We start from the raw sequence: 15,875 nt of genomic DNA, 5'->3' as shown, positions 1-15,875 counted from the left end.
CGCTACCCCGCGGGAACCTCGACCACGAGGTTCCCGAAGGCGTCCATCACCGCGCTGTCGCCGGGATGCAGGTAGGTCGTCGCATCCATCTGCACGATGATCGCCGGCCCCAGCACCGTGGCGCCCGCGCCCAGCGCATCGCGGCGCCACACCGGCACGCGGGCCAGGCCGGTTTCCAGATGCACGGGCAGGTGGGTGGAGGGCGCACCAGGTCCGGCCGCGGGCGCGGCTTCCGCCGCCGGGCCGGGCAGCGTGCCGAGTGCGGCGACCTCCAGCGTCACGATCTCCACCGGCGTGTCGCGCTGCGCGAAGGTGTAGAGGCGCTCATGCTCCGCATGGAAGCGGTTGATCGCCTCATCGAGCCCGGAATCATCCGCCGCGCGGCCGGGCCAGTCCACATAAAGCTCGAAGCCCTGGTGCATGTAGCGCATGCCCGCGCGCCAGCGGATTTCCCGCGCCGAAGCCGGCACGGCTTCCGCTTCCAGCCAGGCGGCGGCCTCCGCATCCAGCGCGCCGAAGGCGGCGGCGAGCGGCGCCGGGTCCGCGATGGGCGCGCGCATCATCACGGTGCGCGAAAACTCGTTGCGGAGCGGCGCGGCGAGAAGCCCCTCGGCGGAGAGCACGCCGGGGCTGGCGGGCACCAGGATGCGCCGCATGCCAAGCAGCCGCGCGATGGCGCCGGCCTGCAGCGGACCCGCGCCGCCGAAGGGCAGCAGCGCGAAATCCACGGGATCATGGCCGCGCTGCACCGACACCACGCGGATCGCGCCCGCCATGGCGTTGTCCGCCACCGCGATGATGCCGCGCGCGGCGGCGTGGAGGTCCATGCCCAGCGGCTTCGCGATGCGCGTCTCGATCGCGCGCGCGGCGGCGTCCACATCCAGCGTGATGGCACCATCCAGTAGGGATGGCGGCAGGCGGCCGAGCACCAGGTTGGCATCGGTCAGCGTCGGTTCCACGCCGCCGCGGCCATAGGCGACGGGGCCGGGCATCGCGCCGGCACTCGCCGGGCCTACCAGCAGCGCGCCCTCCGGCGAGACACGGGCGATCGATCCTCCGCCAGCACCGATCGTGTGGATGTCGATCATCGGCAGGCTCAGCGGCCAGTCGCCGACCTTGCCCTCGCTGGTCAGGCGCGGTTCGCCATCGATGAGGCTGATATCGGCGGAGGTCCCGCCGACATCCAGCGTGATCAGCTTCGGATGCCCGGCGCGCAGCCCGAGCGCGCGGGCGCCGACGACGCCGGCCGCGGGGCCGGAGAGCGCGGTCTGCACCGGCTGCCTCGCGGCACCCTCGCCCCGGATCACGCCGCCCGAGGATTTCATCAGCAGCAGCGGCGCGGCAATGCCGCCTGCCTTCAGGCGATCCTCGATCCGGCGGACATAGGTGGCGACGGCGGGCATCACATAAGCGTTGAGCGCGGTCGCCATGCTGCGTTCGTACTCCCGGAACACCGGCAGCACTTCGGAGGACAGCGTGATGGGGATGCCGGGGAGTTCCTCAGCCAGGATCGCACCCGCGCGGCGTTCATGCGTGGGGTCGGCGTAGGAATGCAGGAAGCAGACGGCGACGACCTCCACGCCCAGGCGCCGGAACTCCGCGGCGGCGTCGCGCACATCCTGTTCCACCAGCGCTTCCACCACGGCACCGCCGGCGGCCAGGCGTTCGCGGGCCTCCCGCACATGTTCCGGCGGGATGGGGCGGCGCGGCTTCTGCCAGGCATAGAGGTTCGCGTGGCGCGGGATGTCGTGGCGGCCGATCTCCAGCACATGGCGCAGCCCCGCCGTGGTCAGCAGCCCGGCCTTCGCGCCCTTCTGTTCCAGGATCACGTTGGTCGCGACCGTCGTGCCGTGCAGCACGTGGCTGACCTCCGCCGGGCTGCGGCCCGCGATGGAGAGCACCTGCGCGATGCCCTCCGCGAAGGCGCGGGACCGGTCATCGGGGGTGGAGGAGACCTTGGCCTGCCAGCGCTGCCCGCTGGCGCGATCCACCAGCACGATGTCGGTGAAGGTGCCGCCCGCATCGACCGCGACCGAGAGCGTGCCGCGATCGTCCGTCCCATCCATCATCCGCATTCCATCCATGCCAGCACGGCAAAGCGTGCGTGTGCTCAAGGGATGCTAGGCATCGGCACGAAGGCGCGTCAAACCTGCGGGCAGGGAGAACGACGCCATGACGCTGCGCTGCGACCTGATCATCCGCGATGCCACGCTGGTCGATGGCACGGGCGGCCCGCGCCGGCGCGGCGATGTCGGCGTGAAGGGCGACCGGATCGTGGCGGTGGGCGACCTGTCGGGGATGGGCGCGGATCGTGACGTGATGGCGGAAGGCCGCATCCTCGCCCCCGGTTTCATCGATGCCCATACGCATGACGACCAGGCGGTGCTCTGCGGGCCCGCCTGCATGCTCTGCCGCGTGTCGCAGGGCGTCACCACGGTGGTGGTGGGCAATTGCGGGATCAGCCTGGCGCCGGAACCGATGGCCGAGCGCCCACCCGCACCGCTGGACGGCGTCTGCGCGCCGGAATGGTGGATCTTCGACAGTTTCGGCGCCTATGCGGAGCATCTGCGCCGGCAGCCATCATCGGTGAACACCCTGGCGCTGATCGGGCACATGTCGCTGCGCGTGGCGGCCATGGGCGGTGACACCGGCCGCGCCGCGACGGACAGGGAAGCCGAGCGGATGCGCCGCAAGCTGGCGCAATCGCTGGCGGAAGGCGCGGCCGGCTTCTCCACCGGGCTGTTCTATCCGCCGAGCAGGCACGCGCCGGAGCAGGAGGTGATCGCGGTGGCGGAGGCGCTTCGCGAGCAGCGCGGCCTCTATGTCACGCATATGCGGGACGAGGGCGATGGCGTGCTGGACAGCATCGAGGAGACGCTGCGGATCGGGAAGGCCGTCGGCGCGCCGGTCATCATCAGCCACCACAAATGCGCGCAGCCGGAGAACCATGGCAGATCGGCCGAGACGCTGCCGCTGATCGAACACCACGCGGCTGACTACCCCGTGGCCTTCGACGTCTATCCCTACACCGCCTCCTCCACCTCCCTCAGCGCGCGAAAGCCGCGCGCCGACGTGCCGGTGCAGGTCACGACGTCCTTGCCCCATCCGGAGATGGCGGGCCGCGCGCTGGACGACATCGCGCGGGAATGGGGCGTGACGCTGGAGGAAGCGGCGCTTCGCCTCGCGCCTGGCGGCGGCGTCTTCCACAACATGGCGGAGGCGGATGTGCGCCGGATCATGGCGCATCGCCTGTCCATGATCGGCAGCGATGGCGGGCCGCTGGCGGAACATCCGCATCCCCGCCTCTGGGGCACCTTCCCCCGGGTGCTGGGGCGCTATTGCCGGGAACTCGGCCTGTTCAGCCTCGAAACCGCGGTCCACAAGATGACGGGCCGCACCGCCACCATCTTCGGCATCCCGGATCGCGGCACGATCCGGGAGGGCGCTTTCGCCGACCTGGTGCTGTTCGATGCCGACACGGTGCTGGACCGCGCGAGTTTCGTGGCCCCGCGCCAGGTCGCCGACGGCATCATCGAGACCTGGGTGAACGGCCAATCCGTCTATACCCACGCCGCCGGCGCGAGTGACACGCCGGCGGGGCGGCTATTGCATCGGCAGGTTCAGTAGACCGCGGCGATGCACTCGATCTCCAGCAGGAATTCCGGCACCGGCAGCGCGGCGACCACACAGGTAGTGCGGGCGGGCAGATGGTCGGCTGGGAAGGCCTCGGCATAGAGGCGGTTCATCAGGGCCACATCTTCCACCCGCGTGAGCAGGACATTGGCCTTCAGGATGTTCTGCATGTCGCTGCCGCCTTCCTTCAGCGCGCGATGCAGGTGCTGCATCACCAGGGCGAACTGCGCCTCGAACCCCTCCGGCACCCCATCCGGGCCCATGGGGCCGATGCCGGAGACGTAGAGCGTTGGCCCATGGCGGACGGATTGGGCGAAGGGCGGGTACGCCCTGCCACCCTTGGGCGGCATGAAGCGCGTGATTTCCGGCATCGGAGGTTTCCCCTGATCTTGCGGGGGCATGGATGACGGTTCCACCATGCGGGCGCAACAGCCACGGGTTCCCGCACGCCATGCCGAAGGTCGATACCGCCCGCTTCCTCGCCGACCTGAACGAGTTGCGGCAGATCGGCGCCTACAAGACCGGCGTGCACCGGCCGACCTTCTCGCCGGAGGACATGGAAAGCCGCCGCTGGCTGATGGAGCGGATGCGCGAATGCGGGCTGGAACCCACCATGGACGGCATCGGCAATGTGATCGGCCGCCACCAGAGCGCCGGGCCGCATCTGCTGGTCGGCAGCCATATCGAGAGCCAGAACTACGCGGGCTGGCTGGATGGCGCGTTGGGCGTCATGGCGGGCGTGGCGCTGGCCCGTGCCGGGCTGCCGGTGGATGTGGCGGCCTGGGCGGATGAGGAAGGGCATTATGGCGGCTTCATCGGCAGCCGGTCCTTCATCGGCGAACTTTCCGACGCGGAAATCGACCGCCTGACCAACCGCTACCACGGCAAGCCCTTGCGCCAGGCCTTGCAGGAAGCGGGGCTGGCGGGCCTGCCGCGCATCGCCATGGAGCCGGGGCGGCACAAGGGGTTTCTCGAACTCCATATCGAGCAGGGGACGCAGCTTGAGGGCTCCGGCCAGCGCGTCGGCGTGGTGACGGGCATCGTCGCCATCTGGCAGTACCGCATCACCATCACCGGCATGCAGGACCATGCCGGCGGCACCACCATGGCGGAACGGCGCGACGCCGGCCTGACCGCCGTGCGCCTGCTGGCCATGCTGGATGAGCGCATGCCCATGGTGTGCGGCCCGCGCAGCACCTGGACCTGCGGCCGCATCGCGCTCGATCCCGGTGCTTCCTCCATCATCCCCGGCAAGGCGGAAGTGCTGTTCCAGTTCCGTGACGTGGAGGAGACGGTGCTGGCCCGCATGGCCCATTGCCTCGAAGCCTGCGTGCAGGAAAGCAACCGCCGCGAACGCTGTACCACGGTGCTGGAGGCGATGAGCCTGTCGAAGCCCGCGCTTTGCGATCCCGCGATGCAGGCGGCGCTGGCGGGTGCGGCCGAACAATTCGCCCCGGGTGCCTGGCGGCACATGCCATCCGGCGCCGGGCATGATGCACAGTATCTGGCGAAGCGCATGCCGGCGGCGATGCTGTTCAGCCCCTCCATCGGCGGCATCAGCCACCACTGGAGCGAGGATACCAAGGAGGAAGACCTGGCGCTGTGCGTCGAGGTCCTGGCCGAAGGCGCGGCGCGCTACCTGGCAGGCTGATGGCGCGGGCCTATCTGCGCAGCGGAGGGATGGGTCCATGAACACACTTGGCATCGTCGCGCTGCTGGCCACGCTGGCCCTGGGGGCGCTGGCAGGCTTCCACTACCTGACGCGCACGCGGAAGCGCTGGGTGGTGACGGCGCATCTGGTGGCGGCGATCGTGGCGCTGGCGGTTGTGGCGACGCGCGTCGTGGCGGGGCCACCGGGGCCGATGCCGGCGCTGGTGCCGCCGCTGCTCGTCGTGCTGGCGCTGGCGGGGGGCTATGGCGCCTTCCGCTGGCTGCGGCGGGGTGGCGGCGCGGTGCTCGCCCTGCATGTGGCCTTGGGCGCGGCGAGTTTCCTTGTGTTCCTCGCCTATATCCGCGCGCCGTGAAACTCCGTTAGGCTTCGCTCACAAGAAGCCTTCCGGAGGAACGACCCATGGACAGCCTGCGTTTCGCGCGGCGCGCCGCGCTCATGATCGGATTGGCAATGGCGGCGACCCCGACCCTGGCTGCGGACTACCCCGCGCCGCGCGACGGCAACTGGGTGGCACGCGATTTCCGCTTCCACACCGGCGATGTGATGCCGGAGCTTCGCATCGGCTACACCACGGTCGGCGATCCCTCCGGCATCCCCGTGCTCGTGCTGCACGGCACGGCGGGGTCCGCGCGCAGCATGCTGACGCCGGCCTTCGCGGGGGCCTTGTTCGGGGAAGGCCAGCCGCTCGATGCCCGGCGCCACTTCATCATCATCCCCGACGCCATCGGCACCGGCCGCACCACCAAGCCGAGTGACGGGTTGCGCGGCAATTTCCCGCGCTACAACTATGACGACATGGTGCTGGCCCAGCACCGGCTGGTGACGGAGGGCTTGGGCATAAGCCGCCTTCGGCTCGTGATCGGCAATTCCATGGGTGGCATGCATGCCTGGGTCTGGGGCACGAATTTCCCGGATGCGATGGACGCGATCGTGCCCATGGCGTCGCAGCCCACGCAGATGTCCGCGCGCAACTGGATGATGCGGCGCCTGCTGGTGGAAACGGTCCGCCGCGACCCTGCCTATGCCAACGGCTTCTACACGCAGCAGCCCGCCAGCCTCGGCCTCGCCAATGTCGTCTACGCCACCGGCACCAATGGCGGCACGCTGAACCTTGCTTCCATCGCGCCGACGCGGGAAGCAGCGGACCGGATCATCGACCAGCGCCTGGCCGCGCCGCCGCCCGCCGACGCCAATGACTTCATCTGGCAGTGGGATTCGTCGCGCGACTACAACCCGGAGCCGCGGCTCGACCGCATCAAGGCGCGGGTGCTCGCCATCAATGCCGCCGATGACGAACGCAACCCGCCGGAGACCGGCCTCATGCAGGCCGCCATGCGCCGCGTGGCCAACGGGCAGTTGCTGCTGATCCCGGCGAGTGCCGAGACGCTGGGCCACGGCACCACCGGCAATGCGCGCTTCTGGGCGGAGGATCTGCGCCGCTTCATGGCGACGCTGCCATAGGCGGTCAGTCGAGCAAGGCGGCGGCAATCCTCACCAGGCTGCCGCCGGGCACGCGCAGCGCCTCCAGCACCCGGAAGTGATCGGCCCCGGGGATCGGCACCAGCGGCCCCGGCGCCTGCGCCGCGCTGCGCAGCTCATGAAAATCGCGGCTGTGGCGGACCAGTTCCGGCAGCTCCGCCGCGCCATAGGCGATGGCCAGCGGCTTCATCACCACCGGGCGGCGGGCGGGGGACAGGTTCTGGACCTCGTCGCCCGTCAGCTTCAGCGCGGCATCCAGGTAGGTCTCCCGGATCGCCTCCAGGTCGAAGACGCCGGAGATGGCGAGCCCGGCCGTCACCGCCGGATGTTCCAGCGCCATCGCCGTCAGATGCCCGCCGGCGGACCAGCCGGAGGCGACGATGGGCCCCGCGATGCCGTGTTCCGCGCCATGCGCCGACAGCCAGTCCAGCGCCGCGTTCACCTGCCAGCAGATGGTGGTCAGGCTGGCTTCCGGTGCCAGGGTGTAGCCGCAGAAGGCCGCGGACCAGCCCATGGCCAGCACGCCTTCCGCCAGGTGGCAGAAATCCTGCCGCCGGTTGCGCTGCCAGTAGCCGCCATGGATGAAGACCAGGCAGGGCGCGTTCGCGTCGCGGCCGGGGTACAGGTCCCAGGCCTCCCGCTCATGCGGCCCGAAGGCCAGGTCCAGGTGGCCGGGATGCGCGGCGCGGAAGGCGGCGGCGGCGGCATCGCGCTCCGCGATCAGGGCCGGGCTGTCCGCCACCGCTTCCGCGTTGTTGTAGGCGCGGTCGCGATCCGCCTGGCTGGCGGTCGCCCAGAAATCCGGCAGCGCCTTCATGGCGCCAGCACGCGGATCGGGTTGCCGGCGATGAAGGCCTCGATCACCTCCACCGCGCCCTTGAAGTAGGCGCCGTAATTCTGCTTCGAGACATAGCCGAGATGCGGCAGCAGCAGCGCGTTCGGCGCTGACATCAGCGGATGAGTCGCGGGGATCGGTTCCTCGTCGTACACGTCGAGCCCGGCGCCCGCGATGCGCCCTTCCTTCAGCGCCGCGATCAGCGCGGCCTGGTCGATCAACGGGCCGCGGCTGGTGTTCACGATGAAGGCGCTGGGCTTCATGGCGGCGAGTTCCGCCGCGCCCACGATGCCGCGGCTGCGATCCGACAGGATCATGTGCAGGGACACCACGTCCGACTGCGCGAACAATTGCTGCTTCTCGACGCGCGCCACGCCGACGGCGGCGGCTGCCTCGGCCGTCAGGTTCGTGGACCAGGCGATGACCTTCATGCCGAAGGCCTGGCCGACCTTGGCCACCGCGGTGCCGAGCTTGCCGAGGCCGAGGATGCCGAGCGTCTGCCCGCCCACCGCGGTGCCGACGCTGGTCTGCCAGGTGCCGGCGCGCAGGCTCGCGGCCTGGGCCGGCAGGTCGCGCATCAGGTTCAGGATCAGGCCCCAGGTGATGTCCACCGTCGGCGCGCCGCTGGACGACGTACCGCACACCGTCACGCCCTGCGCATGGGCGGCGGCGATGTCGAGCGATCGGTTGCGCTCTCCGGTCGTCATGAGGAGCTTGAGGTTGGGCAGGCGCTTGATCAGCGCGCCGGGGAAGGGGGTGCGTTCGCGCATTGCCAGGATGGCATCGAAGGGCAGCAGCCGCGCCACCAGCGCATCCTGGTCCTTGATGGTGTCGCGGAAGACGGTCACCTCGACCCCCGCGGGCAGGCGGTCCCACGGGCCCATGGACAGGGCGACGCCCTGGTAGTCATCGAGGATCGCGATCTTCGTCAGTGCTGTCATGTCGTTTCATCCCTACCCGGACCGAGTGCGCGCAATGCGTTGAGCACGACCGCGACGTCAATGCCCTCCTGGATCAAAGCACCCTGCACGGGGCTGAGATACCCCAGCGCGGCCGCGACCATGCCGAGGATGGACAGCGTGATGCCGATGGCGACGGATTGCTTCGCGATGGCCTGCGCCCGGCGCGCGGCGAACAAGGCCGTGGCGACGCGGTCCAGGTGGTCCACCAGCACCACGGCATCCGCGGCCTCCCCGGGCGCCGCCGAGCCCCGGGCGGCCATGGCGATGCCGACATCGGCCATGGCGAGGGCGGGTGCGTCATTCACCCCATCCCCCACCATCAGCACGCGGCCCGACCGGCGCTCGGCCTCGATCACGGCGAGTTTGCGGGCGGGGTCGTGATCCGCGAAGACGGCATCGGCGCCGACCTGGCGCCCCACCGCCTGGGCCGGCGCTTCCGCATCGCCCGACAGCAACACAACCCGGGAAATGCCGGCGCGGCGCGCGGCGGCGACCATGGCGGGCGCATCGGCGCGCAGCGCATCCTGGAACAGCAGGCTGCCGGCGAAGCGGCCATCGATGGCGACGGTGACGATGGCGGTGCCGGGTTCATGCGCGCCGGCCTCCGGCAGGGGCGCGTGGAAGGCGACGAAGCCGCGCGTGCCGATGGCGATGGCCCGGCCTTCCACCCGGCCCGAGAGCCCCGCGCCGGCCTCCTCGCGCACCTCCTCCGGCAGGGGCAGCGCATGGCCGGCCTCCTGCGCCGCCGCCACCAGCGCCGCGGCCAGCACATGGCCGCTGGCCTGGTCCAGCGCGGCGGACAGGCGCAGAAGCTCGCCCTCCGCCATCCCTGGCGCGGGCCGGATGGCGACCAGGCGGGGCCGGCCCTCCGTCAGCGTGCCGGTCTTGTCCATCACCAGGATGGACACGCTGGCGAGCCGTTCCAGCGCGGCGCCCGACTTCACCAGCACGCCCGCCCGCGCGGCCCGGTTCATCCCCGCCACCAGCGCCACCGGCACGGCCAGCAGCAGCGGGCAGGGGGTGGCGATGACCAGGACGGCCAGCGCCCGGGCCGGATCGCCTGTCAGCAGCCAGGCGAGGCCGGACAGAGTCAGCGTCGCGACGAGGAAGGCGACCGACCAGCGCTCCGCCAGGCGGGCCATGGGCGGTTTGGCGGCGGCGGCACCCTCCACCAGGCGGACGATGGCGGCATAGGTGCTCTCCGACGCCGGGCGCAGCGCCAGCAGGACCAGGCTTTCCCCCGCATTGGTGGCGCCGCTGCGCGCGGCATCGCCGGCGGGGCGGGAGACGGGCAAGGGCTCGCCGGTCAGCGCGGCCTCATCCAGCAATGCGGGGGCTTCCAGCCGGCCATCCACCGGCAGGACCTCCCCCTTGCGGATCAGCAGGCGGTCGCCGGGGCGGATGGCCTCGATGGGAATTTCCGTCAGCCCTGAGGCGTCCTGGCGCAGCGCGGTGCGGGGCTGGCGGGCCAGCAGGGCCGTCATCTCCCGCCGTGCGCGGGCGCTGGCGCGGGCTTCCAGCATCTGGCCGCCGGCGAACATCAGCGCCACCACCGCGCCGGCCAGCCATTCGCCCAGCGCCAGCGCACCGGCCATGGCCAGCGCCGCGACGACATCCAGCGCGAAGTCCCGCCGGGCGATGCTGCGCGCGATCTGCACCAGCAGCGCCACCAGCACCACGGCGGTGCCCGCGCCGAGCGAGAGGGATGACAGCGTGGCAAGGCCGGCGAGCCGCAGCGCGAGGCCCAGCGCCAGCCCCGTGCCGGCGGCGATCAGGAGGCGCCGCTTCGCGATTTCATCCATTCCGCATGGGTCGCGCCGGATGGCGCCTGTGTCCAGCCCCCAGCGGGCCAGCGATCAGGCGGCGAGGAGATCCCAGCGGATGGTGCGGCCGGGGCGCAGCGGCAGGGCGCCCGGCGCTGCCGCCGGCACCGTGCCGTCCGGGGCGAGGGTGGCGACGCTGCGGCGGTCGAACAGGCTGTGCGGCCCGTCCGGGTCCTGCTGGTCGAGATCCGCGGGCAGGGCGCCGAGCGGATCCGCGGCCAGGGCGCCGGCCAGGCGCGCCGTGGGGGTGTGGACGACAAGGGTGCAGGTGGCGGGGGAGGCACCGGCCTCGCTGTCCGGCAGCAGCAGGGCGAAGCCGCCGGCCTCATCCGTCCAGGTGACGACGCGCATCAGCCCCGCATCGGTGCTGGCGGCCAGGCGGGCGAGCGCGATGCTGCGGCCGGCCGCATCGCGCAGCGTGCCGATGACGGCAGTCATGCCGGTCGGGATGGCGCGGCCGGGGGCCGGGCGAAGCAGCACGGTGCGGCGCACGGGGTGGGTCGGCACGGGGATGCCGGGACCGCCCGCGGTGGGGCGCAGGGGGTAGCGATCCGGCACATCCACCATCAGCGCGGCGGGCAGGTAGCGGCGCTCCGGGTCCGTCACCACGATCCGGCGGGGGCCGGGCGGCAGGTCCGTGAAGCGCGTCTGGCCCGATGCCGGATCCCATTCCGGACGGGCGCCGATGATGCCGACGGCCTTCACCACAAGCCCCGCCACCGGCGGCAGCATGCCCGGCTGGCCCTCGGCGCGGTAGGGCAGGGCACGGATGCCGAGGATGGGTTCCCCCGGCGGCATGGCGGTGCGAACGCCCAGGCGCCAGGGCGATTGCGTACCGATGATGCTCATGCCGGCGCGCGTGCCACGACGCATTCTCCCAGGTCCTGCCAAATCCTAGGCGAGGTGGCTGGATGGGTGCAACTATTGGTTGGTGTCGTCCGTCCCAGTAACGAGAATTCCCGACGCAGCCTGACGAAGCCGGTCAGGCAACGGCGTCGGCCGGCGCTGCGTCGCCCGGTCCACATAGACATGGACGAAATGGCCTTCCGCGCTGGCCACCACTTCCTCGCCCTTGAAGATGCCGATGCCGTAGCGGATGGAGGTATTGCCCAGGCGTTCCACGCGCAGCCCGGCGGTGATCTCCTCTGGGAAGGCGATGGGGGCGTGGAAGCGGCATTGCGTTTCCACCACCACGCCGATGACGGGGCTGTCCACCAGGTTGATGGCGCCTTCCCCCAGCAGGAAGCGCGCCACCACCGTGTCGAAATAGCTGTAGTAGGTCACGTTGTTGACGTGGCCGTAGATGTCGTTGTCCATCCAGCGCGTCGGGATCGCCAGGAAGTAGCGGTAGTCCGCGCGACTCGGCAGCGCCTTCGTCACCCCAGCGCCTCCTGCACCACGGCGTTGTCGATGCAGGCATCATAGCCTGGCGCGGCGGGAATGGCGCCCGCGCGCAGCATGGAGGCTTCCAGCGATTCATAGGCGTCGCGCGGGAAGAAGGGGGTGGGCGCCCAGAGGCCGAGCTTCCTGTAGCGCGCGATGCCGCCTTCCAGCGTCGCGCGGTCCATGCCGGCGAAGAAGGGGGCCACCGTCGCGGCGATGGTCGCGGCATCGCTGCCCTGCAGCCAGCGCTGCATGGAAGCCAGGCCGCGGATCATGCCGAGGATGGCCGGGCGGCGCTCCGCCAGGATGGCGCGGGTCGCGTAGAAGGCGGTGTAGGATGTCGGGCCCCGGTCCGCCTGCGCATGCCAGACCGCGCAGCCCTTCGCCTCCGCCATCGTCGCGAAAGGCTCGAACACCTGCGCCAGGCCGAGCGTGCCGGCCGCCACCGCATCGGCATTCTCCGCCATCGTCCGGCCCTGCACCGTCTCCAGCGCCGCCGGGTCGATGCCGGCTTCCAGCAGGTCCCGCTGCAGGCACCACCAGGGGGTCGGCACCTCGCTCACCACGCCCAGCGAATGGGTGCGGAGGTCGCGCAGCGTGAAGCCGGGCTTTGGTCCGCGGCCGACCAGCAGGAAGGGGTCCTTCATCACCACCGCGCCGAAGCTGACCAGCGGGCTGTCCGGATTCGCGGCATGGTCGCGGATCACGCGCATCGGCCCGGACCAGGCCATATGCGCCGCGCCCGACAGCAGGTTCGCCACGGCGCGGTCAGGCTCCCCCACCGTGATGAGGGTGACATCGACGCCGGCGGCCGCGAAATCGCCCCGCGCGATGGCGGCGTAGAAGGGCGTGTAGAACAGGGCGCGGAAGGGCTCCTGCAGCGTGATGGTGTTCATGGGCCCGGCGTCCTGCTGTAAGTTGTCGCGCGATGTGACATCATTGGCGCCTGCCGGAAAAGAGGGCCCACCCTGATGATGATGTCGCGCCGCCTGCTGTTGGGAACGCTCGCCACGCCGATGCTGGCGCAGGGGGCATCGGCGCAGGCGCCGCGGCCGCTGCGCGTGGTGGTGGCCTTCGCGGTCGGCGGGCTGACCGATGTGGTCGCGCGCATCCTGGCGGAGCACATGACCATCACGCTCGGCCGGCCGCTGGTGATCGACAACCAGGGCGGCGCGGGCAGCACCATCGGCGCGACCACCGTGGCGCGCGCGGCGCCGGACGGGAACACCATCCTGGTCGGCAGCGTCGGCCATGCCGCGATGGCCGCGCTCTACAGCAACTTCCCCTTCGACCCGATCACGAGCTTCGCGCCCGTCGCCCTGGTGACGCGCCAGCCCTTCGTGGTGGCGGTGCATCCCGGCGTGCCGGCGACGGATGTGCCCTCCTTCCTCGCCTGGCTGCGGTCCCGCAACGGAGAGGCCAATTTCGGCACGGCGGGCATCGGCGCCTCCTCCCACCTCGCGGCCGAGTTGCTGCGCAAGCTGACGGGCGCGAACTTCACCGTGGTGCCCTATCGCGGCACGCCGCAGGCGGTGGCGGACCTCACGGCCGGGCGCGTCGACTTCATGATCGACAGCCAGACGCTGCTCGGCCCGCTGATGGCCGATGGACGGGTGCGCGGCCTGGCCGTGACCAGCGCGCAGCGATCCACCATGCTGCCGCAGCTGCCGACGCTCGCGGAGGCTGGGGTGGCGGGCTACGATGCCTCCGCCTGGCAGGCGATGTATGCGCCGGCCAATATGCCGGACGCCGTGCTGCGCCCCATCGCCGATGCCGCCGCCCGGGCGCTGCGGGACCCCGGGGTGCAGGCGAAGCTGGCCGCGGCCGGCGTCGATGCCTTCGCCGATCCCTCGCCGGAGGCAGCGCGGGCCCATCTGGCGATCGAGGTCGCGAAATGGGGCGGGCTGGTGCGGGATCTCGGAATCCGGCCGGGCTGACCGCCCGATTCGCACCTCAGGGCGCGTGTGAACATCGCGCGCCTATCGTCTCTATTCCGTCATGGCGGCGCGAGAAGGCTTCGCTCCGCCCGGGGGCGCGGCTATAGGGTGGGGATGGCCGCGCGCTGCCCCCCGGCGCCAAGCCCCCTGTCCTGAGGAACCCCCCGCCGCGATGTCCTTCGCGCCCAGCCCTTCCGCGCCGCGCCTCGAGCCCTTCAGGCTGCGCGGGGCCAATTTCAATCTGCTGGTGATGCGGCTGCTGGATCATCGCGTGGAGGCCGTGGTGCCCGCGCTGGGCGACCAGTTCCGCCGCGCGCCCGGCTTCCTGCGCTTCGCCCCCATCGTGGTCGGGCTGGACGACATCCAGGCCCGCCCGCATGAGGTCGATTTCGTCGGCCTGGTCCAGCAGCTCCGCGCCATCGAGATCGTGCCCATCGGCACCGTCGGCGGCACGCCGGAGATGCGCGTCGCAGCCCAGGGCGCCGGCCTGCCGCCGCTGCGCATGGTCGGCGCGAAGGAGGAGGAGGTGCCGCTCCCCGCGCCCTCCGCCGCGCCGCCGCCGCCGCCGCCGGTCTACCAGGCGCCCCCGCCGGAGCCGCAGCCCCAGGGCATCGCCCAGGCGGCGATGGTGATCGACCAGCCCGTCCGCGCCGGCCAGCGGATCTGGGCGCAGGGCTCGGACCTCATCATCGTCGGCACGGTGAACCGCGGCGCGGAAGTGATCGCGGATGGCAACATCCACGTCTATGGCCGCCTGCTGGGCCGCGCCATCGCCGGCGGGCAGGACAACGCCGATGCGCGCGTCTTCGCGCAGCATTTCGACCCCGAACTCGTCTCCATCGCCGGCTACTACGCGGTGCGGGAAGGGCTCGGGGAGGCACCGATCGGCAAGGCCGTCATGGCGCGGCTGGTCGGTGAGCATATGCGGTTCGACCCGCTCGGCTGAGCGGGTTTTCGTCAATCGTGGCAGCGCCCGCGGGCGCGCCGGGCAGAGAAGAAGGGCAGGGGGTCAGCATGGCGGAAGTCATCGTCGTCACATCGGGCAAGGGAGGGGTGGGCAAGACCACGTCATCCGCCGCCTTCGCCACGGGCCTCGCGCAGCGGGGCAAGCGGACGGTCGTGATCGACTTCGATGTGGGGCTCCGCAACCTCGACCTCATCATGGGTGTCGAGCGCCGCGTGGTGTTCGACATCGTCAACGTCATCAGCGGGGAGGCGCGGCTGAACCAGGCGCTGATCCGCGACAAGCGCGTGGATTGCCTGCAGATCCTCCCGGCCTCCCAGACCCGGGACAAGGACGCGCTGACCAAGGAAGGCGTCGGCAAGATCATCGAGGAGCTGTCGAAGGACAACGACTACATCCTCTGCGACAGCCCCGCGGGCATCGAGAAGGGCGCGCTCATGGCGCTCTATTTCGCGGACCAGGCGATCGTGGTGACGAACCCCGAGGTTTCCTCCGTCCGCGACAGCGACCGCATCCTCGGCGTGCTGCAATCCAAGTCCCGCCGGGCGGAGGAGAAGCGCGACCCGGTGAAGGAGCACCTGCTGGTCACCCGCTACGACCCCGCCCGGGTCGAGAAGGGGGAGATGCTGAAGCTCGACGACATCCGGGAGATCCTGGCGATCCCGCTGCTCGGCGTGATCCCGGAAAGCGAGAGCGTGCTGAAGGCATCCAACACGGGCAACCCCGTGATCATGGACCAGGAAAGCGTCGCCGGTCAGGCCTACAAGGACGCTGTCTCCCGCTTCCTGGGCGAGAAGGTGGAGCACCGCTTCCTGGAACCCGCGAAGAAGGGCATCTTCTCCCGCCTGTTCGGGGGGAGGGCGGCATGAGCTGGCTCGCGGATATCTTCCGCAGCCGCAAGCCGGAGCCGGCGACGGCATCCCAGGCGAAGGAACGGCTGCAGATCGTGCTGGCGCATGAGCGCATCGGCCGGACGCGTGAGGATTTCCTGCCGAAGCTGCAGCAGGAGATCGTGGCCGTGGTGGCGCGCTACGTCTCGATCGATCCGGGGCGGGTGAACGTCTCGCTCGACCGTGGCGGGGACATGTCCACGCTCGCGATCGAGATCGACCTGCCCGGCCCCGGCGCCCAGGGCGGCAGGCGGGCGAGCGCCTGAGGGCACCCGGCGCGCAAGCGCCTGAGGGAAA

The 15,875-nt window shown here is 71.1% G+C and carries 16 protein-coding genes; 8 read left to right on the top strand and 8 right to left on the bottom strand.

Going from position 1 to position 15,875, the window contains the following annotated elements; translation table 11 throughout:
• Nucleotides 1–2: 2 nt before the first annotated feature.
• Nucleotides 3–2,069, bottom strand: a complete 2,067-nt coding sequence (locus BM041_RS20940) for a hydantoinase/oxoprolinase family protein (protein ID WP_217648788.1) — start codon at nt 2,067–2,069, stop codon at nt 3–5.
• Nucleotides 2,070–2,172: 103 nt separating this feature from the next.
• On the opposite strand from BM041_RS20940, the gene BM041_RS20935 reads away from it, so the two are divergent.
• Nucleotides 2,173–3,627: an N-acyl-D-amino-acid deacylase family protein gene (locus BM041_RS20935; RefSeq protein ID WP_092961842.1), complete on the top strand. Its 1,455-nt coding sequence runs from the start codon at nt 2,173–2,175 to the stop codon at nt 3,625–3,627.
• Here the strand turns inward: BM041_RS20935 and BM041_RS20930 are convergent.
• The gene (locus tag BM041_RS20930) at nt 3,621–4,004 is read right to left on the bottom strand and encodes a RidA family protein (protein ID WP_092961841.1); all 384 of its coding nucleotides are present in this window, start codon (nt 4,002–4,004) and stop codon (nt 3,621–3,623) included. The two genes, BM041_RS20935 and BM041_RS20930, sit on opposite strands and share 7 nt — an antisense overlap.
• A gap of 80 nt (nt 4,005–4,084) precedes the next feature.
• Between BM041_RS20930 and BM041_RS20925 the strand changes: the two genes are divergently transcribed.
• The 3 genes from BM041_RS20925 to BM041_RS20915 are packed head-to-tail and all read left to right on the top strand — an operon-like array spanning nt 4,085 to nt 6,766.
• A complete protein-coding gene (locus BM041_RS20925; protein ID WP_092961840.1) occupies nt 4,085–5,284 on the top strand; it encodes a Zn-dependent hydrolase in 1,200 nt (399 codons plus the stop codon).
• A gap of 37 nt (nt 5,285–5,321) precedes the next feature.
• Nucleotides 5,322–5,657, top strand: coding sequence for a hypothetical protein (locus tag BM041_RS20920; RefSeq protein WP_092961839.1), 336 nt, complete (start codon nt 5,322–5,324; stop codon nt 5,655–5,657).
• Between the two features lie 47 nt (nt 5,658–5,704).
• Nucleotides 5,705–6,766 (top strand): alpha/beta fold hydrolase, encoded by a 1,062-nt coding sequence (locus BM041_RS20915; protein ID WP_092961838.1) that lies wholly within the window; start codon nt 5,705–5,707, stop codon nt 6,764–6,766.
• A 4-nt stretch (nt 6,767–6,770) separates the two neighbouring features.
• Here the strand turns inward: BM041_RS20915 and BM041_RS20910 are convergent, their stop codons facing one another.
• The 6 genes from BM041_RS20910 to BM041_RS20885 form a co-directional block, all read right to left on the bottom strand.
• Nucleotides 6,771–7,601, bottom strand: coding sequence for an alpha/beta hydrolase (locus tag BM041_RS20910; RefSeq protein WP_092961837.1), 831 nt, complete (start codon nt 7,599–7,601; stop codon nt 6,771–6,773).
• The gene (locus tag BM041_RS20905; protein ID WP_092961836.1) at nt 7,598–8,560 is read right to left on the bottom strand and encodes a D-2-hydroxyacid dehydrogenase family protein; all 963 of its coding nucleotides are present in this window, start codon (nt 8,558–8,560) and stop codon (nt 7,598–7,600) included. The genes BM041_RS20910 and BM041_RS20905 overlap by 4 nt, the downstream gene beginning before the upstream one ends.
• Nucleotides 8,557–10,383 (bottom strand): heavy metal translocating P-type ATPase, encoded by a 1,827-nt coding sequence (locus BM041_RS20900; protein WP_092961835.1) that lies wholly within the window; start codon nt 10,381–10,383, stop codon nt 8,557–8,559. The genes BM041_RS20905 and BM041_RS20900 overlap by 4 nt, the downstream gene beginning before the upstream one ends.
• 54 nt (nt 10,384–10,437) lie before the next feature.
• On the bottom strand, nt 10,438–11,253 hold the full coding sequence (locus tag BM041_RS20895; protein ID WP_092961834.1) for a hypothetical protein: 816 nt from the start codon (nt 11,251–11,253) through the stop codon (nt 10,438–10,440).
• Nucleotides 11,254–11,325: 72 nt separating this feature from the next.
• Nucleotides 11,326–11,784: an acyl-CoA thioesterase gene (locus BM041_RS20890; RefSeq protein ID WP_245762203.1), complete on the bottom strand. Its 459-nt coding sequence runs from the start codon at nt 11,782–11,784 to the stop codon at nt 11,326–11,328.
• Nucleotides 11,781–12,683 (bottom strand): ABC transporter substrate-binding protein, encoded by a 903-nt coding sequence (locus tag BM041_RS20885; protein WP_092961833.1) that lies wholly within the window; start codon nt 12,681–12,683, stop codon nt 11,781–11,783. The genes BM041_RS20890 and BM041_RS20885 overlap by 4 nt, the downstream gene beginning before the upstream one ends.
• A 75-nt stretch (nt 12,684–12,758) precedes the next feature.
• Here BM041_RS20885 and BM041_RS20880 point away from each other — a divergent pair, with 75 nt between their 5' ends.
• From BM041_RS20880 to minE, 4 genes are all read left to right on the top strand, one after another.
• The gene (locus BM041_RS20880; RefSeq protein ID WP_092961832.1) at nt 12,759–13,724 is read left to right on the top strand and encodes a Bug family tripartite tricarboxylate transporter substrate binding protein; all 966 of its coding nucleotides are present in this window, start codon (nt 12,759–12,761) and stop codon (nt 13,722–13,724) included.
• Between the two features lie 172 nt (nt 13,725–13,896).
• Nucleotides 13,897–14,670, top strand: a complete 774-nt coding sequence (gene minC / locus BM041_RS20875; protein ID WP_092961831.1) for a septum site-determining protein MinC — start codon at nt 13,897–13,899, stop codon at nt 14,668–14,670.
• A 68-nt stretch (nt 14,671–14,738) separates the two neighbouring features.
• Entirely contained in the window at nt 14,739–15,557 is an 819-nt protein-coding gene (gene minD / locus BM041_RS20870; protein ID WP_092961830.1) for a septum site-determining protein MinD, read from the top strand.
• Nucleotides 15,554–15,844, top strand: a complete 291-nt coding sequence (gene minE, locus BM041_RS20865; protein ID WP_092961829.1) for a cell division topological specificity factor MinE — start codon at nt 15,554–15,556, stop codon at nt 15,842–15,844. The genes minD and minE overlap by 4 nt, the downstream gene beginning before the upstream one ends.
• Nucleotides 15,845–15,875 lie beyond the last annotated feature (31 nt).

Origin of the sequence: Falsiroseomonas stagni DSM 19981 (assembly GCF_900114315.1) — a bacterium.
Classification (GTDB): domain Bacteria; phylum Pseudomonadota; class Alphaproteobacteria; order Acetobacterales; family Acetobacteraceae; genus Falsiroseomonas; species Falsiroseomonas stagni.
Note: the sequence above shows the minus strand (reverse complement) of the source record. Positions and strands in the feature narration are given on the sequence as shown.

Coding starts and splice junctions, on each gene's coding strand:
- BM041_RS20930 (WP_092961841.1), bottom strand. CDS start 4,004: ATGCCGGAAATCACGCGCTTCATGCCGCCCAAGGGTGGCAGGGCGTAC.
- BM041_RS20895 (WP_092961834.1), bottom strand. CDS start 11,253: ATGAGCATCATCGGTACGCAATCGCCCTGGCGCCTGGGCGTTCGCACC.
- BM041_RS20925 (WP_092961840.1), top strand. CDS start 4,085: ATGCCGAAGGTCGATACCGCCCGCTTCCTCGCCGACCTGAACGAGTTG.
- BM041_RS20935 (WP_092961842.1), top strand. CDS start 2,173: ATGACGCTGCGCTGCGACCTGATCATCCGCGATGCCACGCTGGTCGAT.
- BM041_RS20905 (WP_092961836.1), bottom strand. CDS start 8,560: ATGACAGCACTGACGAAGATCGCGATCCTCGATGACTACCAGGGCGTC.
- minC (WP_092961831.1), top strand. CDS start 13,897: ATGTCCTTCGCGCCCAGCCCTTCCGCGCCGCGCCTCGAGCCCTTCAGG.
- BM041_RS20885 (WP_092961833.1), bottom strand. CDS start 12,683: ATGAACACCATCACGCTGCAGGAGCCCTTCCGCGCCCTGTTCTACACG.
- minD (WP_092961830.1), top strand. CDS start 14,739: ATGGCGGAAGTCATCGTCGTCACATCGGGCAAGGGAGGGGTGGGCAAG.
- BM041_RS20940 (WP_217648788.1), bottom strand. CDS start 2,069: ATGATGGATGGGACGGACGATCGCGGCACGCTCTCGGTCGCGGTCGAT.
- BM041_RS20880 (WP_092961832.1), top strand. CDS start 12,759: ATGATGATGTCGCGCCGCCTGCTGTTGGGAACGCTCGCCACGCCGATG.
- minE (WP_092961829.1), top strand. CDS start 15,554: ATGAGCTGGCTCGCGGATATCTTCCGCAGCCGCAAGCCGGAGCCGGCG.
- BM041_RS20915 (WP_092961838.1), top strand. CDS start 5,705: ATGGACAGCCTGCGTTTCGCGCGGCGCGCCGCGCTCATGATCGGATTG.
- BM041_RS20900 (WP_092961835.1), bottom strand. CDS start 10,383: ATGGATGAAATCGCGAAGCGGCGCCTCCTGATCGCCGCCGGCACGGGG.
- BM041_RS20910 (WP_092961837.1), bottom strand. CDS start 7,601: ATGAAGGCGCTGCCGGATTTCTGGGCGACCGCCAGCCAGGCGGATCGC.
- BM041_RS20920 (WP_092961839.1), top strand. CDS start 5,322: ATGAACACACTTGGCATCGTCGCGCTGCTGGCCACGCTGGCCCTGGGG.